This is a genomic window from Streptomyces sp. NPDC012637 (genome assembly GCF_042954805.1).
Lineage (GTDB): Bacteria > Actinomycetota > Actinomycetes > Streptomycetales > Streptomycetaceae > Streptomyces.
In genome coordinates, this window is sequence record NZ_JBIBDS010000012.1 from 43,468 (window position 1) to 57,518 (window position 14,051).

A 14,051-nucleotide genomic window follows, 5' to 3' on the forward strand; every position below is an offset into this window, starting at 1 on the left:
CGTGCGCACCCGACTCCTCCCGCTCCTCATCGTCCTGATGGCCGGCGTCCTGCTCGCCCTCGGCTTCCCGCTCGCCGCCAGCACCGCCGCGTCGGAGCAGCAGCGCGTGGTCGTCGACCGGCTCGACGACGCCGCCCGGTTCGCGGCGCTCGCCCAGTTCGTCAGCGAGAGCCGCTTCGGCCCCGACGAGCGCCGCTCCACGCTCAGCGGCGAACTCGCCAGCTACCACGAGGTGTACGGGATCAGGGCCGGCATCTTCTACCGCGACAACCGGGCCATGGCCACCGCGCCCGAGGACTGGGTCGTACCGTACGAGGGCGAGGGCAGGCGCGCGTTCAACGAGGCCCTGCTCGGCCGCCGCAGCCACGACCCGCCGCAGGTCTGGCCCTGGCAGGGCGACGCCCGGCTCACCATCGCCTCCCCGGTCGTCCGGGACGGGGACGTCGTCGCCGTCGTCGTCACCGACTCGCCCACCGGGCAGCTCCGCTCCCGCATCCTGCGCGACTGGCTGCTGATCTTCGCCGGCGAGGCCGCCGCCATGCTGCTCGCCGTCGGCGCCGCCTTCCGGCTCACCGGCTGGGTACTGCGGCCCGTCCGCGTGCTCGACGCCGTCACCCACGACATCGCCACCGGACGGATGAACTCCCGGGTCGCCGCCACCGGCGGCCCGCCCGAACTGCGCCGCCTGGCCCGCTCGTTCAACGAGATGGCCGACCACGTCGAGGACGTCCTCGACCAGCAGCGGGCCTTCGTCGCCGACGCCTCCCACCAGCTGCGCAACCCGCTCGCCGCGCTGTTGCTGCGGATCGAGCTGCTCGCCCTCGAACTTCCCGAGGGGAACGAGGAGATCGCGTCCGTGCGCACCGAGGGCAAGCGGCTCGCCCAGGTCCTCGACGACCTGCTCGACCTGGCGCTCGCCGAGCACACCGCCGCCGACCTGCGGCTCACCGACATCGGCGCGCTGGCCGACGAGCGGGTCGCCTCCTGGCGGCCGGTCGCCGACGACAAGGGCGTGGCGCTGGTCGCCGACACCGCGGCCGTCACGGCCTGGGCCGACCCGGTGGCACTGTCCAGCGCGCTCGACGCGGTGATCGACAACGCCCTGAAGTTCACCCCGGCAGGCGAGGACGTCGACGTCACGGTCCGGCTCGCCGCCGACGGCCGGACCGTCGAGATAGCGGTCGCCGACCACGGGCCCGGGCTCACCGACGAGGAGCTGGAGCGGGTGGGCGACCGCTTCTGGCGCTCCAACCGGCACCAGAACGTCAAGGGCTCCGGCCTCGGCCTGTCCATCTCGCGCGTCCTGCTCGCGGCGGGCGGCGGCACCATCGCGTTCACCCGCAACGCCCCCCACGGCCTGCGGGTGACGGTTGCCGTGCCGCGCAACGACCCGAGGGCCGGCCGCGGACCCGGCGGCGAGCCGGGTGACGAGGCCTGAGGCTGCGAGGCCGAGCGGGCCGCCGCTCCGGCCACCCGGCATGCGCCACCGGTCGCGGCGGAGCCGGCCGGCGAGGCCTGGAGCCGGAGGTCTGAGGCGTTGCCCGTCGGGCGTGAGGTCTGGGGCCTGAAGCCTGAGGTCCGAGGCCTGAGGAGGCCTGAGGTCTGCGGGCCTGAGGCTTGAGACCGCAGGCTGCCTGGGGGCTCGGGCCCCGGGCGCGCGGCTTCTTCCTTCGCCCTCCGCCTTGCGGTTCGGGCTCGCGCCTACGGCTTCACGGAGCGGTAGTAGCGCCGGGCGCCCTCGTGCAGGGGCACCGGCTCGGTGTAGATCGCCGTCCGCAGGTCCACGAGCTGTGCCGGGTGCACCTGGCTGCCGATCCCGTCCCTGCTGGCGATCACCGTACGGGTGAAGCCCTCCACCAGGTCCGGATCGGCCTCGTCCGTGGTGACCAGGATGTTCGCCACCGCCAGGGTGTCCACCGGGTTGCCGCTCTGGGCGAGGCTGTACGCGTCGCCCGGGATGGTCGCCGAGCGGTAGTGACGGGTCGACTCGCCGACATCGTGCAGGCTGTCCACCAGGGCGGCGTCCAGCGGCACCAGCCGGATCGGCAGCCGCTCGGACAGGGCCTGCACGGCCTGTGTGGGCAGTCCGCCCGACCAGAAGAACGCGTCGAGCTGTCGCCGCTCCATGAGGCCCGGCATCGTGTCGATGCCGGCCGAGACCGGGACGATGTCGACGTCCGGCGTGAGGCCGGCCGCCGCGAGCACCCGGTCGGCGATCAGCCGCACGCCCGAGCCGGGCTGGCCCACGCCGACGCGCCGCCCGCGGAGGTCGGCCACCGTCTCCACCGGCGAGCCTTTGGGGACGATCAGCTGGACGTAGTCGTCGTAGAGCCGGGCGCAGCCGCGCAGCTTCTCGAAGCCGGGCTTGCGGTCCCGCTGGTACTGGGCCACGGCATCCGCCGTCGCCACGGTGAAATCGGCCTCGCCGGACGCGAGCCTGGCCAGGTTCTGCTGGGAGCCCTCGCTGTTCTTCAGCGTTATGGAGACCTCGGGAAGATCGCGGGCCAGGGCCTCCTGGAGCAGCTCGCCGTACCGCTGGTAGACGCCCGTGGGCACGCCGGTGCTGAAGGTGATGTGCCCGCTCGGCGTCTTCGTGCCGAAAGGAACCAGCCACCAGACGAGAACCCCGGCCAGCACCAGGAGCGCCGCCGAGACCTGGAGCAGGCGGCGGCGGGCAGAACGGGACATCGCGGCGAACATGGCGCGATCCTGCCAGCTCGCGGAGGGTCCTGGCCAGGCTGACCCCGGCCAGGACCCGTATCGCTACGGAGTCGCCACGGCGTCGCTACGGTCAGTAGGCGAAACCGGACTTTCCGGTCGTGGTGGCCGAGACGTGCGAGACCCCGCTGCCCGGCGGCAGCGCCGTCACCGTCGCGGTCCCGGTCGTCCCGGTCGTGGTGCCGTCACCGAGCTGGGCCGCCGCGTTGGCGCCCCAGCCGATCACCGAACCGTCGTCGAGCGCGGCGAGGGTGAAGTCGACGCCCCCGGAGATGTCCTGCACGCCCTTGAGGTGGTCGAGGACGACCGGCGTGGTGCGGTGGGAGGCCGTGCCGTCACCGAGCTGCCGCTCGGTGTTCCTGCCCCAGCCCGCCACGCTGCCGTCGTCGAGGACGGCGAAGCTGGTGGCGTTGGCGGTGAAGACCTTGGCGACGGCGTCGAGGTAGGCGACGTCCACGGGCTTGTTGCTGTCGGCCTTCAGATCGTCGCCGAGCTGGCCCTCACCGCCCTTGCCCCAGGCCTTGACGGTGTTGTCGGCGGTCAGCGCGAGGACGTGTTCGCAGCCGACGGAGATGGCCTCGACGTTCTCCAGGTCCGGGACCTTCTGCGGGGTCTCGCGGGTGGTGTTGTTGCCGGTGCCCAGCCGCCCGTTGTCACCCTTGCCCCAGGTCCAGACGGTGCCGTCCTGGCGCAGCGCCACGCTGAAGTCGCAGCCCGCGCCGACGTCCTTCACCTTGTCCAGGCTCTGCACGGGGATCGGTGCCTTGTACGGATTGGTGGTGTCCTGGCCGGTGCCGAGCTGCTTCGAGGCGTTGCTGCCCCAGGCGAGGATCCGGCCGCCCCTGACCGCGAGGACGTGGTTGAGTCCGGCCGAGACCGCGCTGACGCCGGACAGGCCGGTGACGGTGGCCGGGAAGCTCTGGGCGGTGGTGGTCCCGTTGCCGAGCTGGCCGGTGGCGTTGCTGCCCCAGGCCTTCACGGTGCCGTCCTTGAGCAGGGCGACGGCGAAGGAGTTGGCGGCGGTGCCGGCGCCGCCCCCGCCGCCCGAGAGCCTGCGGACGTCGTCACGGGCGATGCCGATGACGGCCGCCGGGGTCTGCTGGGCGAGCGTGGAGCCGTTGCCGAGCTGGCCCTGTGCGTTGTCGCCCCAGGCCCGGACCCACGGGTCGGTGCCGGCGTGGGCGGGCGGTGCGGTCAGGGGGAGCGCCGCCAGGGACAGGGCGGCGAGGAGGGTGAGACGCAGGGGTGGGGTCATCTGCGTGCCTTTCGTTTCAGTAGGCGTAACTGCTCTTCCAGGGGAGGAGCGCGGGTACGCGGCCGGTGCCGCTGCCCGGGGGGAGTGCCACGACCGGGGACGAGGACGCGGTGGTGGTGCCGTCGCCGAGCTGACCGGACGCGTTGTCGCCCCAGGCGAGGACGGACTGGTCGTCGAGGACGGCGAAGGAGAGGGCGTAACCGCCGGCGAGGGAGGAGACGCCGGTCAGTGCCGGGACCGGGACGGGCGTGGTGCGTTTGACGGTGCTGCCGTCGCCGAGCTGGCCCTTGTTGTTGCCGCCCCAGGACTGGCCGGTGCCGTCCTGGAGGAGGGCGACGGCATTGTTCCGGTCGTTGCTGCCGCCGCCGGTGGCCAGCTCGCGCACGTCGTCCCGGGACAGGCCCGAGACCGCCGACGGCGTCTGCTGGTCGAGCGTGGAGCCGTTGCCGAGCTGGCCGGCGCTGTTGAGGCCCCAGGCCCGTACCCACGGATCGCTCGGCTCGGCACCGGCGGGCGCGGCGGCGAGGCCCAGCAGGACGAGGACCGCGGCGCCGAGCCCGTACGCGCTGCGGAGGTGCGTCATCGGGTACGCACCCCGCTCAGTACGCGTACGTCGAGTTGCCGCCCAGCGAGACCGCCACGTCCTTCACCTTCGATCCCTCGTCGAGGATCTTCACCGACTCGAACCGGGACACGGTCGTGCCGTTGCCGAGCTGGCCCTCGCCGTTGTGGCCCCACGCGAACACCTCGTCCGCGGTGACCGCGACGCCGTGCCGCGCGCCCGCCGCGAGGTGCTGGACGCCCTCCAGGCGCGGGATCTCGACGGGGGCCGTGCGGTTGGTGCGCGAGACGTTGTCGCCGAAGGCCTCGTCGCCTTCCAGGAGCTGGCCGTACTGGTTGTTGCCCCAGCCCCAGACGTGACTGTCGCTGGTCTTCACGTAGTTGTGGAAGGCTCCCGCCTCGATCTCGGAGACGCCCTCCAGCCAGTCGACGTCGACCGGTACGGTGGACGACTTGGTGCTGGAGTTGCCCAGCTGGCCGTAGAGGTTGTAGCCCCAGGACCTGACCGTGTCGTCGGCGGTCAGCGCGAGCGCGTGGTGGCAGCCGGCGTCGATCGCGACGACGTCCGTGAGGTCCTTGACCTGCCGGGGCACGGAGCTGGTGGCACGGCTGCCGTTGCCGAGCTGGCCGTGGATGCCGCGGCCCCAGGCGTACACCTTGCCGTTCTCCAGGAGTGCGAGGCTGAAGTCGCAGCCCGCCGAGATCTGCTTGACCTTCGGCATGCCCTGGACGCGGTCGGGGACGGTACGGCTGTCGCCGGTGCGGTTGTTGCCGAGCTGGCCGTAGGAGTTGTCGCCCCAGGAGTAGACCTGGCCGCTGGTGTCGAGGGCGAGGGCGTGCTTGCCGCCCGCGGCGACGTCCTTGACGTTGGTCAGGCGCGGCACGGTCGTCGGGACGGTCTGGTTGTCGTTGCCGCCGTTGCCGAGCTGGCCCGAGGAGTTGTGGCCCCAGGACTTCACGGTCTTGTCGGTACGGGCGAGGGTGAACGAGTCCGCAGAGGAGGTGCCCCCCGCCGACATCTGGTCGACGTCACCGCGGAAGAGGCTGGTGACCGAGCTGGGGGACAGGCTGTCGTTGAGGGTGCCGTTGCCGAGCTGGCCGGTGCGGCCGGCGCCCCAGCTCAGCACCGTCGGGTTGCCCTCGTTGGCGAGGGCGGCGGGAGCGAGCGCCGGGAGCGCGGCGAGGGCGGCGATCCCGGTGACGGCGGCGAGGCTCCAGCGGAGCCTGCGACGCAGGGGAACGCGTCGTGATCGGGACATGGGTCTGCTCTCCTTCGTGGGGGACGTACGGGAGGGCGGACCACGGGCATGGGGTGCCCGGGACCTGGTCCGACGGCCTGGAACGGGCCGCCGGACACATGAGCAGACTGACCGACAATGATCATGGGCGCGAGCCGGAACGGCCGAAACACCCGTATGCCCGACGGCCGTTCGGGAAACAGACCGGGGTGCCGGTTTCACCGGAACGGGGTCGAGTGCGCCGGGCCCGCCGCCCCGGGGCGCAAGGCCGCCGATCGGAGGCGCCCGGGAGGGTGAGCGCCCCCGCCCGGGGCGGCGCGCGGGCCCCGCGCGGGGGTCCCGGAACCATCCGGACGAGTGTCGAGAGGGTGCCCGCCGCCCGGCCTCCGCCCGGCAGCCGGGCGGGCCGTTCGGCCGACCGCGGGTGCGCTCCGCCGATGTGGTGAGCCGGGTGCCGGGCCCGCGCCGCGCCGTGTGTCGCGCCGGGGCGTCGAGACCGGTCCGGTTAGCTTCGGCATGCGCTCGGCGATCTTGGTGACGAGTCCCCGCCGCGATTGCCGCGCCCTTCACCCGACCTTCAATTCACCCCCGTCCCCAGGGAGTTGTCATGCCATCCGCCCTGCCCGCAGCCGCCTCCGTACGGCGGGTGCTCGCCGCCGCCGCACTCGCCGCCGCGCTCACCCTGACCGGAGCGCCGGCCGTCTGGGCCGCGGCCCCGTCCGTACCCGCCGAGGAGTGCAAGCCCGACGACCAGGAGTGCAAGGACAACGAGGCCAACGCCAACGAGGCCAAGGAGATCGACGAGCAGCAGAAGAAGACCAAGGAGTCGGCGGCCCAGGCCGACAAGGACATCAAGAAGGTCGGCAAGGACCTGGAGGAGTGCAGGCCCGACGCGGCGGACTCCGGCACCTGCATGGGCAAGCTCGCCCAGGGCAACGGCGAGAAGGAGGGCCTGGCCGGCATGACGACCACGATCGGCGGCTTCAAGCCGGACCCGAGCGACAACGCCCAGTCCGCCGTCACCAGCACCTGCGCCGGCTTCCCGGCCTCGCTCCCCGAGGGATCGATCGACCCGGGCCAGTCCCCGTTCCCGGTGTCCCAGCTCTGCTCGCTGCTCGGCTCCTGACCTCGCGGTCTCCCGTCTCCCCGTCGCTGCCGGGCCTCTGCCGCGCCGCGCTGCTGCCGTCCTCTGCCCCCTGCTGTCTCCCTCTGCCCCCTGCTTCCTCTCCTCTGCTTCCCTCCCGGTTCCCCCGGTTTTCCTCCCCCCCGGTTTCCGTCCCCGCGGTTTCCGTCCCCGCGGTTTCCGTCCCCCTCCCGGTCTCCGTCCCCGCGGTTTCCGTCCCTCCTGTCTCCCTCCTCCCCGCTCCCGTCCCGAAGGGATGTCCCCATGCCCTCGCGCCGTCCTGCGCTCGCGTTCCTGCCCCTCCTGGCTCTCGGCCTCGCCGTACCCCTCGCCCCGCCCGCCGTCGGCGCCGAGGAGGGCCCCGGGGAGCCGCCCACCCCGCGTGCCGTCACCGCCGACGGCCGTCCGGCGAAGATCGCCGACATCCTGAAGTACTGCGAGACCAAGGCCGATGCCTGCCGCTTCGCCATCGACCCCAAGCAGGGGCGTGAGTTCGCGACCGCCGTGCGGTCCCTCGGCAACGCGGTCGTCAACTGCACGGACAGCGACATGAGCGTCGACCGCACGGTCACCCTGCGCACGTCCAGCACCGACAACATCGGCGGCGAGATCTCCGGCAAGATCACCGCCGAAGGCACCATCACCGCCTCCGGCGAGGTCACCACCAACCTCACCAACGACATCACCAGCGAGCACAAGACGCCCAACCTCAAGGACGGCCCGACCTCCACGAACGGCACCAAGACCAGCGTCGCGGCCGGTGGCAAGGTGGCCGGCTCGATGGCGGCCAAACTCGCCTTCGAGGCCGCCTTCAAGGCCACGTACTCCAAGTCGTGGACGGTCGACAACACCGAGGCGACGACCTACAAGACCACGGTCAAGGCCTACGACATGCTGGTGTTCGGGGCGAGCGCGTCCATGCGGCGGGTCGTCGGCAGTCTCATCGCCAACACGGGTGCCCAGATCACCGGAATCGCCGTGGACAGTCCCTCCATGGTCAACTCCAGCACCTTCGTCGCCCAGACCTACGCCGCACCAGCCAATCTCTGCGGCCGCACCCGCCCCACCGGCAACACGGGCGGCGGCAACAACCCGCAGCCGGGGCCGCCGCCGACCGACCGGTCCGCGGCCGACCGGTCCCTGGCCCACCGGTCCCTGGGTGCCCGCTCCCTGCCCGCCCGCGACGCCCTCGTCCCCGGTGCCGCGCCCAAGCGGGTCGAGGTCCTGCGCCCCGCCGGTTCCTGAAGCAACCTCCCCACGACGTCCCGCCCCTGGCACGCACCACCCCCCACCGAGGAGTCCGTCCCCATGTCTTCCTCTCCGACCCGCTCCCTGCGCACCCTGGCCGCCGTCGGCGCGACAGGCCTCCTGCTCCCCGCCCTCGCGGCCTGGCCGGCGGCCGGTGCCGCGGCCCCCGCCGAAGTGCCTGCCACGGCCCCCGCCGCCCAGGCTCCCGCCCCACAGGCCGTCGACGTCCTCAACGGCGACTTCGCCGACCCCGTCATGAAGGGCGACGGCCCCACCACCGTCGGCCTCGACTTCTGGGACGGCCGGAACCAGCGCTACTCCCCGTCCGCCTCCGGCCGCACCGACACCGCCCACGGCGTCGCCCTCGAAAAGGAGGGCAACTCCCTCAGGCAGCGCCTGCGAGGGGTCCGCAAGGGCGCCGAGGTGACGGTGAGCTACGAGGACAGCCCGGCCGTCTCGAAGGAGTGCAACGGCGCCGACGTCGTCGACGGCCAGCTCTACACCGTCGAGGGCTCCGGCGGTGTCGCGCGGCTCGTGACCACCGCCGGCGATCCCGACCGCGTCAAGGGCAAACCCGGGCCCGGCCGTTGGACCAAGCGCACCTACACCTTCACGGCCGGCGAGAACGAGCCGCTGCTCACCTTCGCCTCCAAGGTCACCGACTCCAAGACCCATGTGACCTGCACCCCGATGCTCGCCCGCATCCGCGCGACCGAGGTGCCGGTTCCGCTCGACAGGACCGTGGACAAGACCGACCTCGGGCGGGCGGAGGCGTACAAGGGCAACGAGCGCGAGAAGACCCTGCACAACGCGGCCGCCGCCTGCAACGGCGAGAACGCCTGTGTCTTCCGCCCCGACATGCGGATGTCGTTCCGCTACTACGACCGCGCCCGGGTCGTGGGCGAGGCCTTCGTCAACTGCACCCGCAACTCCCTCGAGCACACCCGGGTCGTCTCCTTCTCGGAACGGAGCCACGACAGCATCTCCCAGACCTATGCCGCCGACGGCCTCCCCCTCAACGACGTGGCCAAACTGCCCACGTCCGGCGACCGCACGGAGGACGAGAAGCGGATCAAGGAGCGGCCGACGGCCGGTCAGTTCTCCCTCGCGTACGAGAAGAGCTGGCAGCGCGCGTGGCAGTGGTTCAGCAGCGACCAGCGCACGGTCGTCGAGCGGATCCAGCCGGGTGAGGTCAGCTGGGTGGAGCTCCAGCCGAGCCGCGAGCGGGTCGAGGGCTGGTTCCTGAGCAAGAAGGACGACTACCGGCTGCACGCCGTGATCGACGGACCCTCGCGCGGGGTGCCCGACCGGCTGCTCCAGCGCACAGGCCCCATGTCCGAGGCGGAGAAGCAGCGGTGCGCCGCGGCCCGGCCCATGACGACCACCCCGGTCGACGCCGGATCGGCCGCCTACTCCTCCGACAAGGGGCTCCTGAAGGTGGCCGCGCCCGCCGCGCCCGCCGCGTCCCGGTCGGTACGGGAGATCCGCACCGTCCCGCTCAGCTGAGCCCGGACCGGCTCCCCGCGGGCGGCGTCAGGGAAGCCGTCTGCTCCCGCAGCCAGCCGAGCAGCGCGGCGACCCGCGGATCCCGCTCCGGCGGGCGCGGGCTGAGCAGCCCGTAGCCCGTCCCGTCCGCGACGAACCCGTACGGGGCCGCCAACTGGCCCCGTACGAGGTCGTCATGGACCATCGCGTACGGACCGACGGCCACGCCCACGCCCGCCACGGCCGCCTGCAGAGCGAGGTAGAAGTGCTCGAAGGTCTGCTCCGGGGACTCCGGGGACTCCGGGAACTCTGGGGACTCCGGGGACTCCGGCGTCTGCGAGGGCTCCGAGGGCTCCGAGGTCTGCGAGGGCTCGGAGGAATGCGACGACTCCGAGGGCCCCGCGGTCTCCGAGGGCCTCGGGGTCCCGGTGGGGGCGCGTCCCGTCAGGCGGCGCCAGTCGTCCCACGCGGAAGGCCGGGTGGCGGTGTGCAGCCGGGTGACGGGTCCGCCGTCCAGTAGTTGCTCCGCGAGCTGAGGGTGGCACACCGGTCCGATCCACTCCTCGAAGAGCGGCACCCGGCTCACGCCCTCCGGCACCGGGAAGTCGTCCCGGCGAACGGCCGCGTCGAGGGTGTCACGGGCGAAGGCGGGCGGCCCGCCGCCTGCGGACAGGTGGACGGTCAGCTCCGGGTGCCGTGCCGCGAGGTCGGGCAGGCGCGGGATGAGCCAGCGCATCAGCAGCGTCGGTTCGCAGGACAGGGCGAGTGGGCCGCCCCGCTCCCGCCCGGACACCTCCCGGGCGGCCTGCTCGATCGCGTCGAGGGCCTCCCGGACGGCGGCGGCGAGCCGACGGGCCTGCGGCGTGGGCCGCAGAGAGCGCGGCCCACGCTCGAAGAGCGGCGTACCGAGGGCCTTCTCCAGGTTCTGCACCTGCCGGCTCACGGCACCGTGCGTGACGTGGAGTTCCCGCGCGGCCCGGGTCATGCTCGCGTGGCGCACGGTCGCCTCGAAGGGCAGCAGGGTGTTCAGCGGGGGCAGGTCCGGCCGGGTCATGTGTGAAATCTACTCACGGGTGGAGTGAGAAAGAATCGTTTGTCCTGGGGCTTCGGACTGCGCCAGTGTTGATCGCGTCACCGGAGGTGCGGAGGCGCGTGGCACGGAGGCGCGCTGAGCGCCGATGTGCCGCGTCCGTGCCCGGACGCGTCCACGCGCCGATCCGCACCGACCCGCCGATCCGCACCGACCCGCCGATCCGCACCGACCCGCCGATCCGCACCGACCCGCTCCGCGACCCGAGGGACCAGCCGCCCATGCCGCCCGCCACCGTCGCCGTCCTCGCCGACGACCTCACCAGCGCCGCCGACGGCGCCGCCCCGTTCCGCAGGACCGGCCACAGCGCCGTGGTCCTCTGCGACTCGCCTGCCGACCCGTCCGCCGCCCGGCCTGTCGGCTCGTCCGTCGGTCCGGCCGCCGGCTCGCCGGCCGACCTGCCCATCGACCGGCCGGCCGCTGCGCCGGCCTCGCCGCCGGGGGAGGGCGTCACCGCCGTCGACCTCGGCACCCGGCTCGTCGACGCGACCGAGGCGGCCGCCCGTACGCGCAGGGCGGCCGTCGCCTTCGCGGGCGCCGACCTGTTGATCAAGACCGTCGACTCGACCCTGCGCGGCCACGTGGCCGCCGAACTGCGCGCCGCGCTCGCCGGATCGGGCCGCCGCGCCGCGATCGTCGCGCCCGCCTTCCCCGTCGAGGGCCGTACGACGGTCGGAGGCGTCCAGTACGTGCGGGGCGTACGGGTCGACGAAAGCGAGTTCGCGCGCGACCCGGCGCACCCGGTGCGCACGGCCGACCTCGCCCGGATCCTCCCGGAGGCCGTCCTCGTAGGACCCGAAGGGCTGCCGGAGGCGGTCGAGAAGGGCGGGGTACTGGTCTGCTCGGCGGTCACCGACGCCGACCTGGACGCGATCGTGACCGCCGTGCCCCGCCCCGAGGAGGTCCTCTGGGTCGGCTCGCCGGGCCTCGCCGACGCCCTGGCCCGCCGCCACCCTCGTGACCCGGCCGCCGCACCGCCCGAACTCCCCCCGGTGCGGCTCCCCTTGGTCGTCGTCGGCAGCGCCAACCCCGCGAGCCGCCGCCAACTCACCGCCCTGCGCGCGCGGTCCACCGGCCCCGTCGCCGTCCTCCACACCCCCGAGGAACGCGGAACCGATCCCGCCGCGCTGCTCGCCCGACTCGTCGAGGAGGTGCGGCGCACGGTCGCCGAGGGCCGCGCCGACGGACTCGTCCTCACCGGAGGCGAGACCGCCGCGGCCGTCCTCGGTGCGCTCGGTGCCGACGGCATCGAGCTCTACGACGAACCCGAACCCGGCATCGCCCGCGGCACCCTCCACGCGCCCGCCGCGCCACACGTGGTGAGCGCGGGCGAGTCCGGGCCGCCAGCCGGGCCGCTGTCCGGACCGCCGGACGGGCTGCTGTCCGGGCCGCCAGCCGGGCCGCTGTCCGTGCCCCCGGCTCTGCCCCGGCTCCCCGTCCTCGTCAAGGCGGGCGGCTTCGGCGACGACGAGGCCCTCGTACGCCTCCACACCCTGCTCACGGCGGGAGGCACGCGGTGACCGGCCGCGGGGCCGCACCCCGGCCCGGGGACGGGCCCGACCGCCCCTTGCCCGACAGCGTCTCGCCCGACCGCCCGATCGCCGTCACCATGGGCGATCCGCACGGCATCGGCCCCGAGATCACGGTCAAGGCCTGCGCCGACCCGCGCCTCTCCGCCCCGGCCCCAGCTCCCGCCGCGGCCTCCGCCTCTTCCCCCACTCCCGCCTCCGCCTCCGCCATCCCGCCCGTCCTCGTCATCGGCGACCCCGGCGCCCTCCGCCGCGCCTGCCGCACCACCGGCGCGGCCCTGCGCGTGCGCCCCGTGTCGGCCGCGCTCGGCGCCGGGCGGACGCCCGGAGTCCTGGACGTGCTCCCGGTCGGCCCCGCCCTGCCGGAGGACCTCGCCCTGGGCACCGTCGCCGCGACCGCGGGGGCCGCCTCCTTCGCGTACGTGCGCAAGGGCATCGAGCTCGCCCTCGCGGGAGACGTACGGGCGCTGACCACCGCACCCGTCAACAAGGAGGCGCTGCGCCTCGCCGGGGTCCCGCACCCCGGGCACACCGAGATCCTGGCCGAGCTGTCCGGCACCGAGCGCTACGCGATGATGATGGCCAACGACGAGCTGCGGGTCACCCTCGTCACCGTCCACCAGTCGCTGCGCGACGCCGTCGACGCGCTCACCGTCGCCCGCGAGCTCGACGTCATCCGGCTCACCGACCACGCCCTGCGCCGGAGCGGCGGCGCCACCCCGCCCCGGATCGCCGTCGCCGGCCTCAACCCGCACGCCGGCGAGAACGGCCTCTTCGGCCGCGAGGACCTCGACGTCATCGCGCCCGCCGTGCGCGCCGCACGGGCCGAGGGCATCGACGCGAGCGGGCCCTGGCCCGCCGACACCGTCTTCATGCGGGCCCGGGCGGGCGAGTTCGACGCCGTCGTCGCCCAGTACCACGACCAGGGACTCATCCCGGTGAAGTACCTGGGCCTCGAGCACGGCGTGAACATCACGCTCGGCCTGCCCTTCGTCCGCACCAGCGTCGACCACGGCACCGCCTTCGACCTCGCGGGCACCGGCACCGCCGACCACACCAGCCTGCTCACCGCCCTGCGCCACGCCGCCGAGCTGGCCGCCCACGCCTAGGGGAACTCCCATGGACTTCGTCTTCATGCTCACCCGGGACGACCGGACCGTCACGGACTGCCTGCACGTCCTCGACTCCGTCCGCGAGCTCGGCATCACGCACATCGGCTTCAAAGACGTCGGCGTCGACGGCGCCACCCTGCGCAGGCTCCACGAGCAGATCAGGGAGCTCGGCGCCACCAGCCACCTGGAGGTCGTCGCCACCGGTCGCGACGAGGCCCTCGACTCCGTACGGGCGGCCGTCGACCTCGGCGTCGACTGGCTGATGGGCGGCACCTGGATCGAGGAGACACTGGCCCTGCTCGCCGGCACGCCCGTCCGCTACCTGCCCTTCGTCGGCGAGCCCCAGGGCCATCCGACCCGGCTGGCCGGCTCCCCGGCTCGTATCGCGGCGGACTGCCGCCACGCGGAGGCCGCCGGCTGCGCGGGCGTCGACCTGCTCGCCCACCGCGCCACCGAGGCCGACCCGCTCGACCTGGTCCGCGCCGCCCGTGCGGCGACCACGGGCCGGCTCGTCGTCGCGGGCTCGCTGACCACTCCCGCCCAGATCCACGCCCTGGCCGAGGCCGGAGCCGACGCCTTCACGGTCGGCTCGGCGGCGTTCGCGGGAGCCGTCCGCCCTGCCGCCGGCGGCCTCGCCGCCCAGCTCACGGCCGTGCTGGAGGCGAGCGGCCGTCGGCCGTAGCGGGGCAGCC

The 14,051-nt window shown here is 73.8% G+C and carries 12 protein-coding genes; 7 read left to right on the forward strand and 5 right to left on the reverse strand.

From position 1 onward, the window contains the following. The first annotated feature begins 1 nt into the window (after window position 1). Window positions 2–1,438 (forward strand): ATP-binding protein, encoded by a 1,437-nt coding sequence (locus ACFY8W_RS35645; protein ID WP_391114743.1) that lies wholly within the window; start codon window positions 2–4, stop codon window positions 1,436–1,438. Between the two features lie 263 nt (window positions 1,439–1,701). On the opposite strand, the gene ACFY8W_RS35650 is transcribed toward ACFY8W_RS35645, so the two are convergent. The 4 genes from ACFY8W_RS35650 to ACFY8W_RS35665 form a co-directional block, all read right to left on the reverse strand. Next, the gene (locus ACFY8W_RS35650) at window positions 1,702–2,700 is read right to left on the reverse strand and encodes a TAXI family TRAP transporter solute-binding subunit (RefSeq protein ID WP_391114746.1); all 999 of its coding nucleotides are present in this window, start codon (window positions 2,698–2,700) and stop codon (window positions 1,702–1,704) included. Window positions 2,701–2,791: 91 nt separating this feature from the next. Then, entirely contained in the window at window positions 2,792–3,973 is a 1,182-nt protein-coding gene (locus ACFY8W_RS35655; protein ID WP_391114749.1) for an RCC1 domain-containing protein, read from the reverse strand. Window positions 3,974–3,989: 16 nt separating this feature from the next. After that, window positions 3,990–4,556: an RCC1 domain-containing protein gene (locus ACFY8W_RS35660; protein ID WP_391114752.1), complete on the reverse strand. Its 567-nt coding sequence runs from the start codon at window positions 4,554–4,556 to the stop codon at window positions 3,990–3,992. Window positions 4,557–4,572: 16 nt separating this feature from the next. Then, window positions 4,573–5,793, reverse strand: coding sequence for an RCC1-like domain-containing protein (locus ACFY8W_RS35665; protein ID WP_391114755.1), 1,221 nt, complete (start codon window positions 5,791–5,793; stop codon window positions 4,573–4,575). A 586-nt stretch (window positions 5,794–6,379) separates the two neighbouring features. Between ACFY8W_RS35665 and ACFY8W_RS35670 the strand changes: the two genes are divergently transcribed. The 3 genes from ACFY8W_RS35670 (at window position 6,380) to ACFY8W_RS35680 (ending at window position 9,649) form a co-directional block, all read left to right on the forward strand. Further along, the gene (locus ACFY8W_RS35670; RefSeq protein WP_391114758.1) at window positions 6,380–6,898 is read left to right on the forward strand and encodes a hypothetical protein; all 519 of its coding nucleotides are present in this window, start codon (window positions 6,380–6,382) and stop codon (window positions 6,896–6,898) included. 261 nt (window positions 6,899–7,159) lie between these two features. After that, complete coding sequence (locus ACFY8W_RS35675) at window positions 7,160–8,140, forward strand: hypothetical protein (protein ID WP_391114760.1); 981 nt, start codon at window positions 7,160–7,162, stop codon at window positions 8,138–8,140. A 63-nt stretch (window positions 8,141–8,203) separates the two neighbouring features. Further along, entirely contained in the window at window positions 8,204–9,649 is a 1,446-nt protein-coding gene (locus ACFY8W_RS35680; protein ID WP_391114763.1) for a hypothetical protein, read from the forward strand. On the opposite strand, the gene ACFY8W_RS35685 is transcribed toward ACFY8W_RS35680, so the two are convergent. Beyond that, the gene (locus ACFY8W_RS35685) at window positions 9,642–10,682 is read right to left on the reverse strand and encodes a LysR family transcriptional regulator (protein WP_391114765.1); all 1,041 of its coding nucleotides are present in this window, start codon (window positions 10,680–10,682) and stop codon (window positions 9,642–9,644) included. The genes ACFY8W_RS35680 and ACFY8W_RS35685 overlap by 8 nt on opposite strands. 137 nt (window positions 10,683–10,819) lie before the next feature. Between ACFY8W_RS35685 and ACFY8W_RS35690 the strand changes: the two genes are divergently transcribed. The 3 genes from ACFY8W_RS35690 to ACFY8W_RS35700 are packed head-to-tail and all read left to right on the forward strand — an operon-like array spanning window position 10,820 to window position 14,041. Continuing rightward, on the forward strand, window positions 10,820–12,238 hold the full coding sequence (locus ACFY8W_RS35690; RefSeq protein WP_391114768.1) for a four-carbon acid sugar kinase family protein: 1,419 nt from the start codon (window positions 10,820–10,822) through the stop codon (window positions 12,236–12,238). After that, window positions 12,235–13,356, forward strand: a complete 1,122-nt coding sequence (gene pdxA / locus ACFY8W_RS35695) for a 4-hydroxythreonine-4-phosphate dehydrogenase PdxA (protein WP_391114771.1) — start codon at window positions 12,235–12,237, stop codon at window positions 13,354–13,356. Before ACFY8W_RS35690 ends, pdxA begins: the two co-directional genes overlap by 4 nt. Before the next feature lie 10 nt (window positions 13,357–13,366). Continuing rightward, complete coding sequence (locus ACFY8W_RS35700; protein WP_391114773.1) at window positions 13,367–14,041, forward strand: HisA/HisF-related TIM barrel protein; 675 nt, start codon at window positions 13,367–13,369, stop codon at window positions 14,039–14,041. Window positions 14,042–14,051 lie beyond the last annotated feature (10 nt).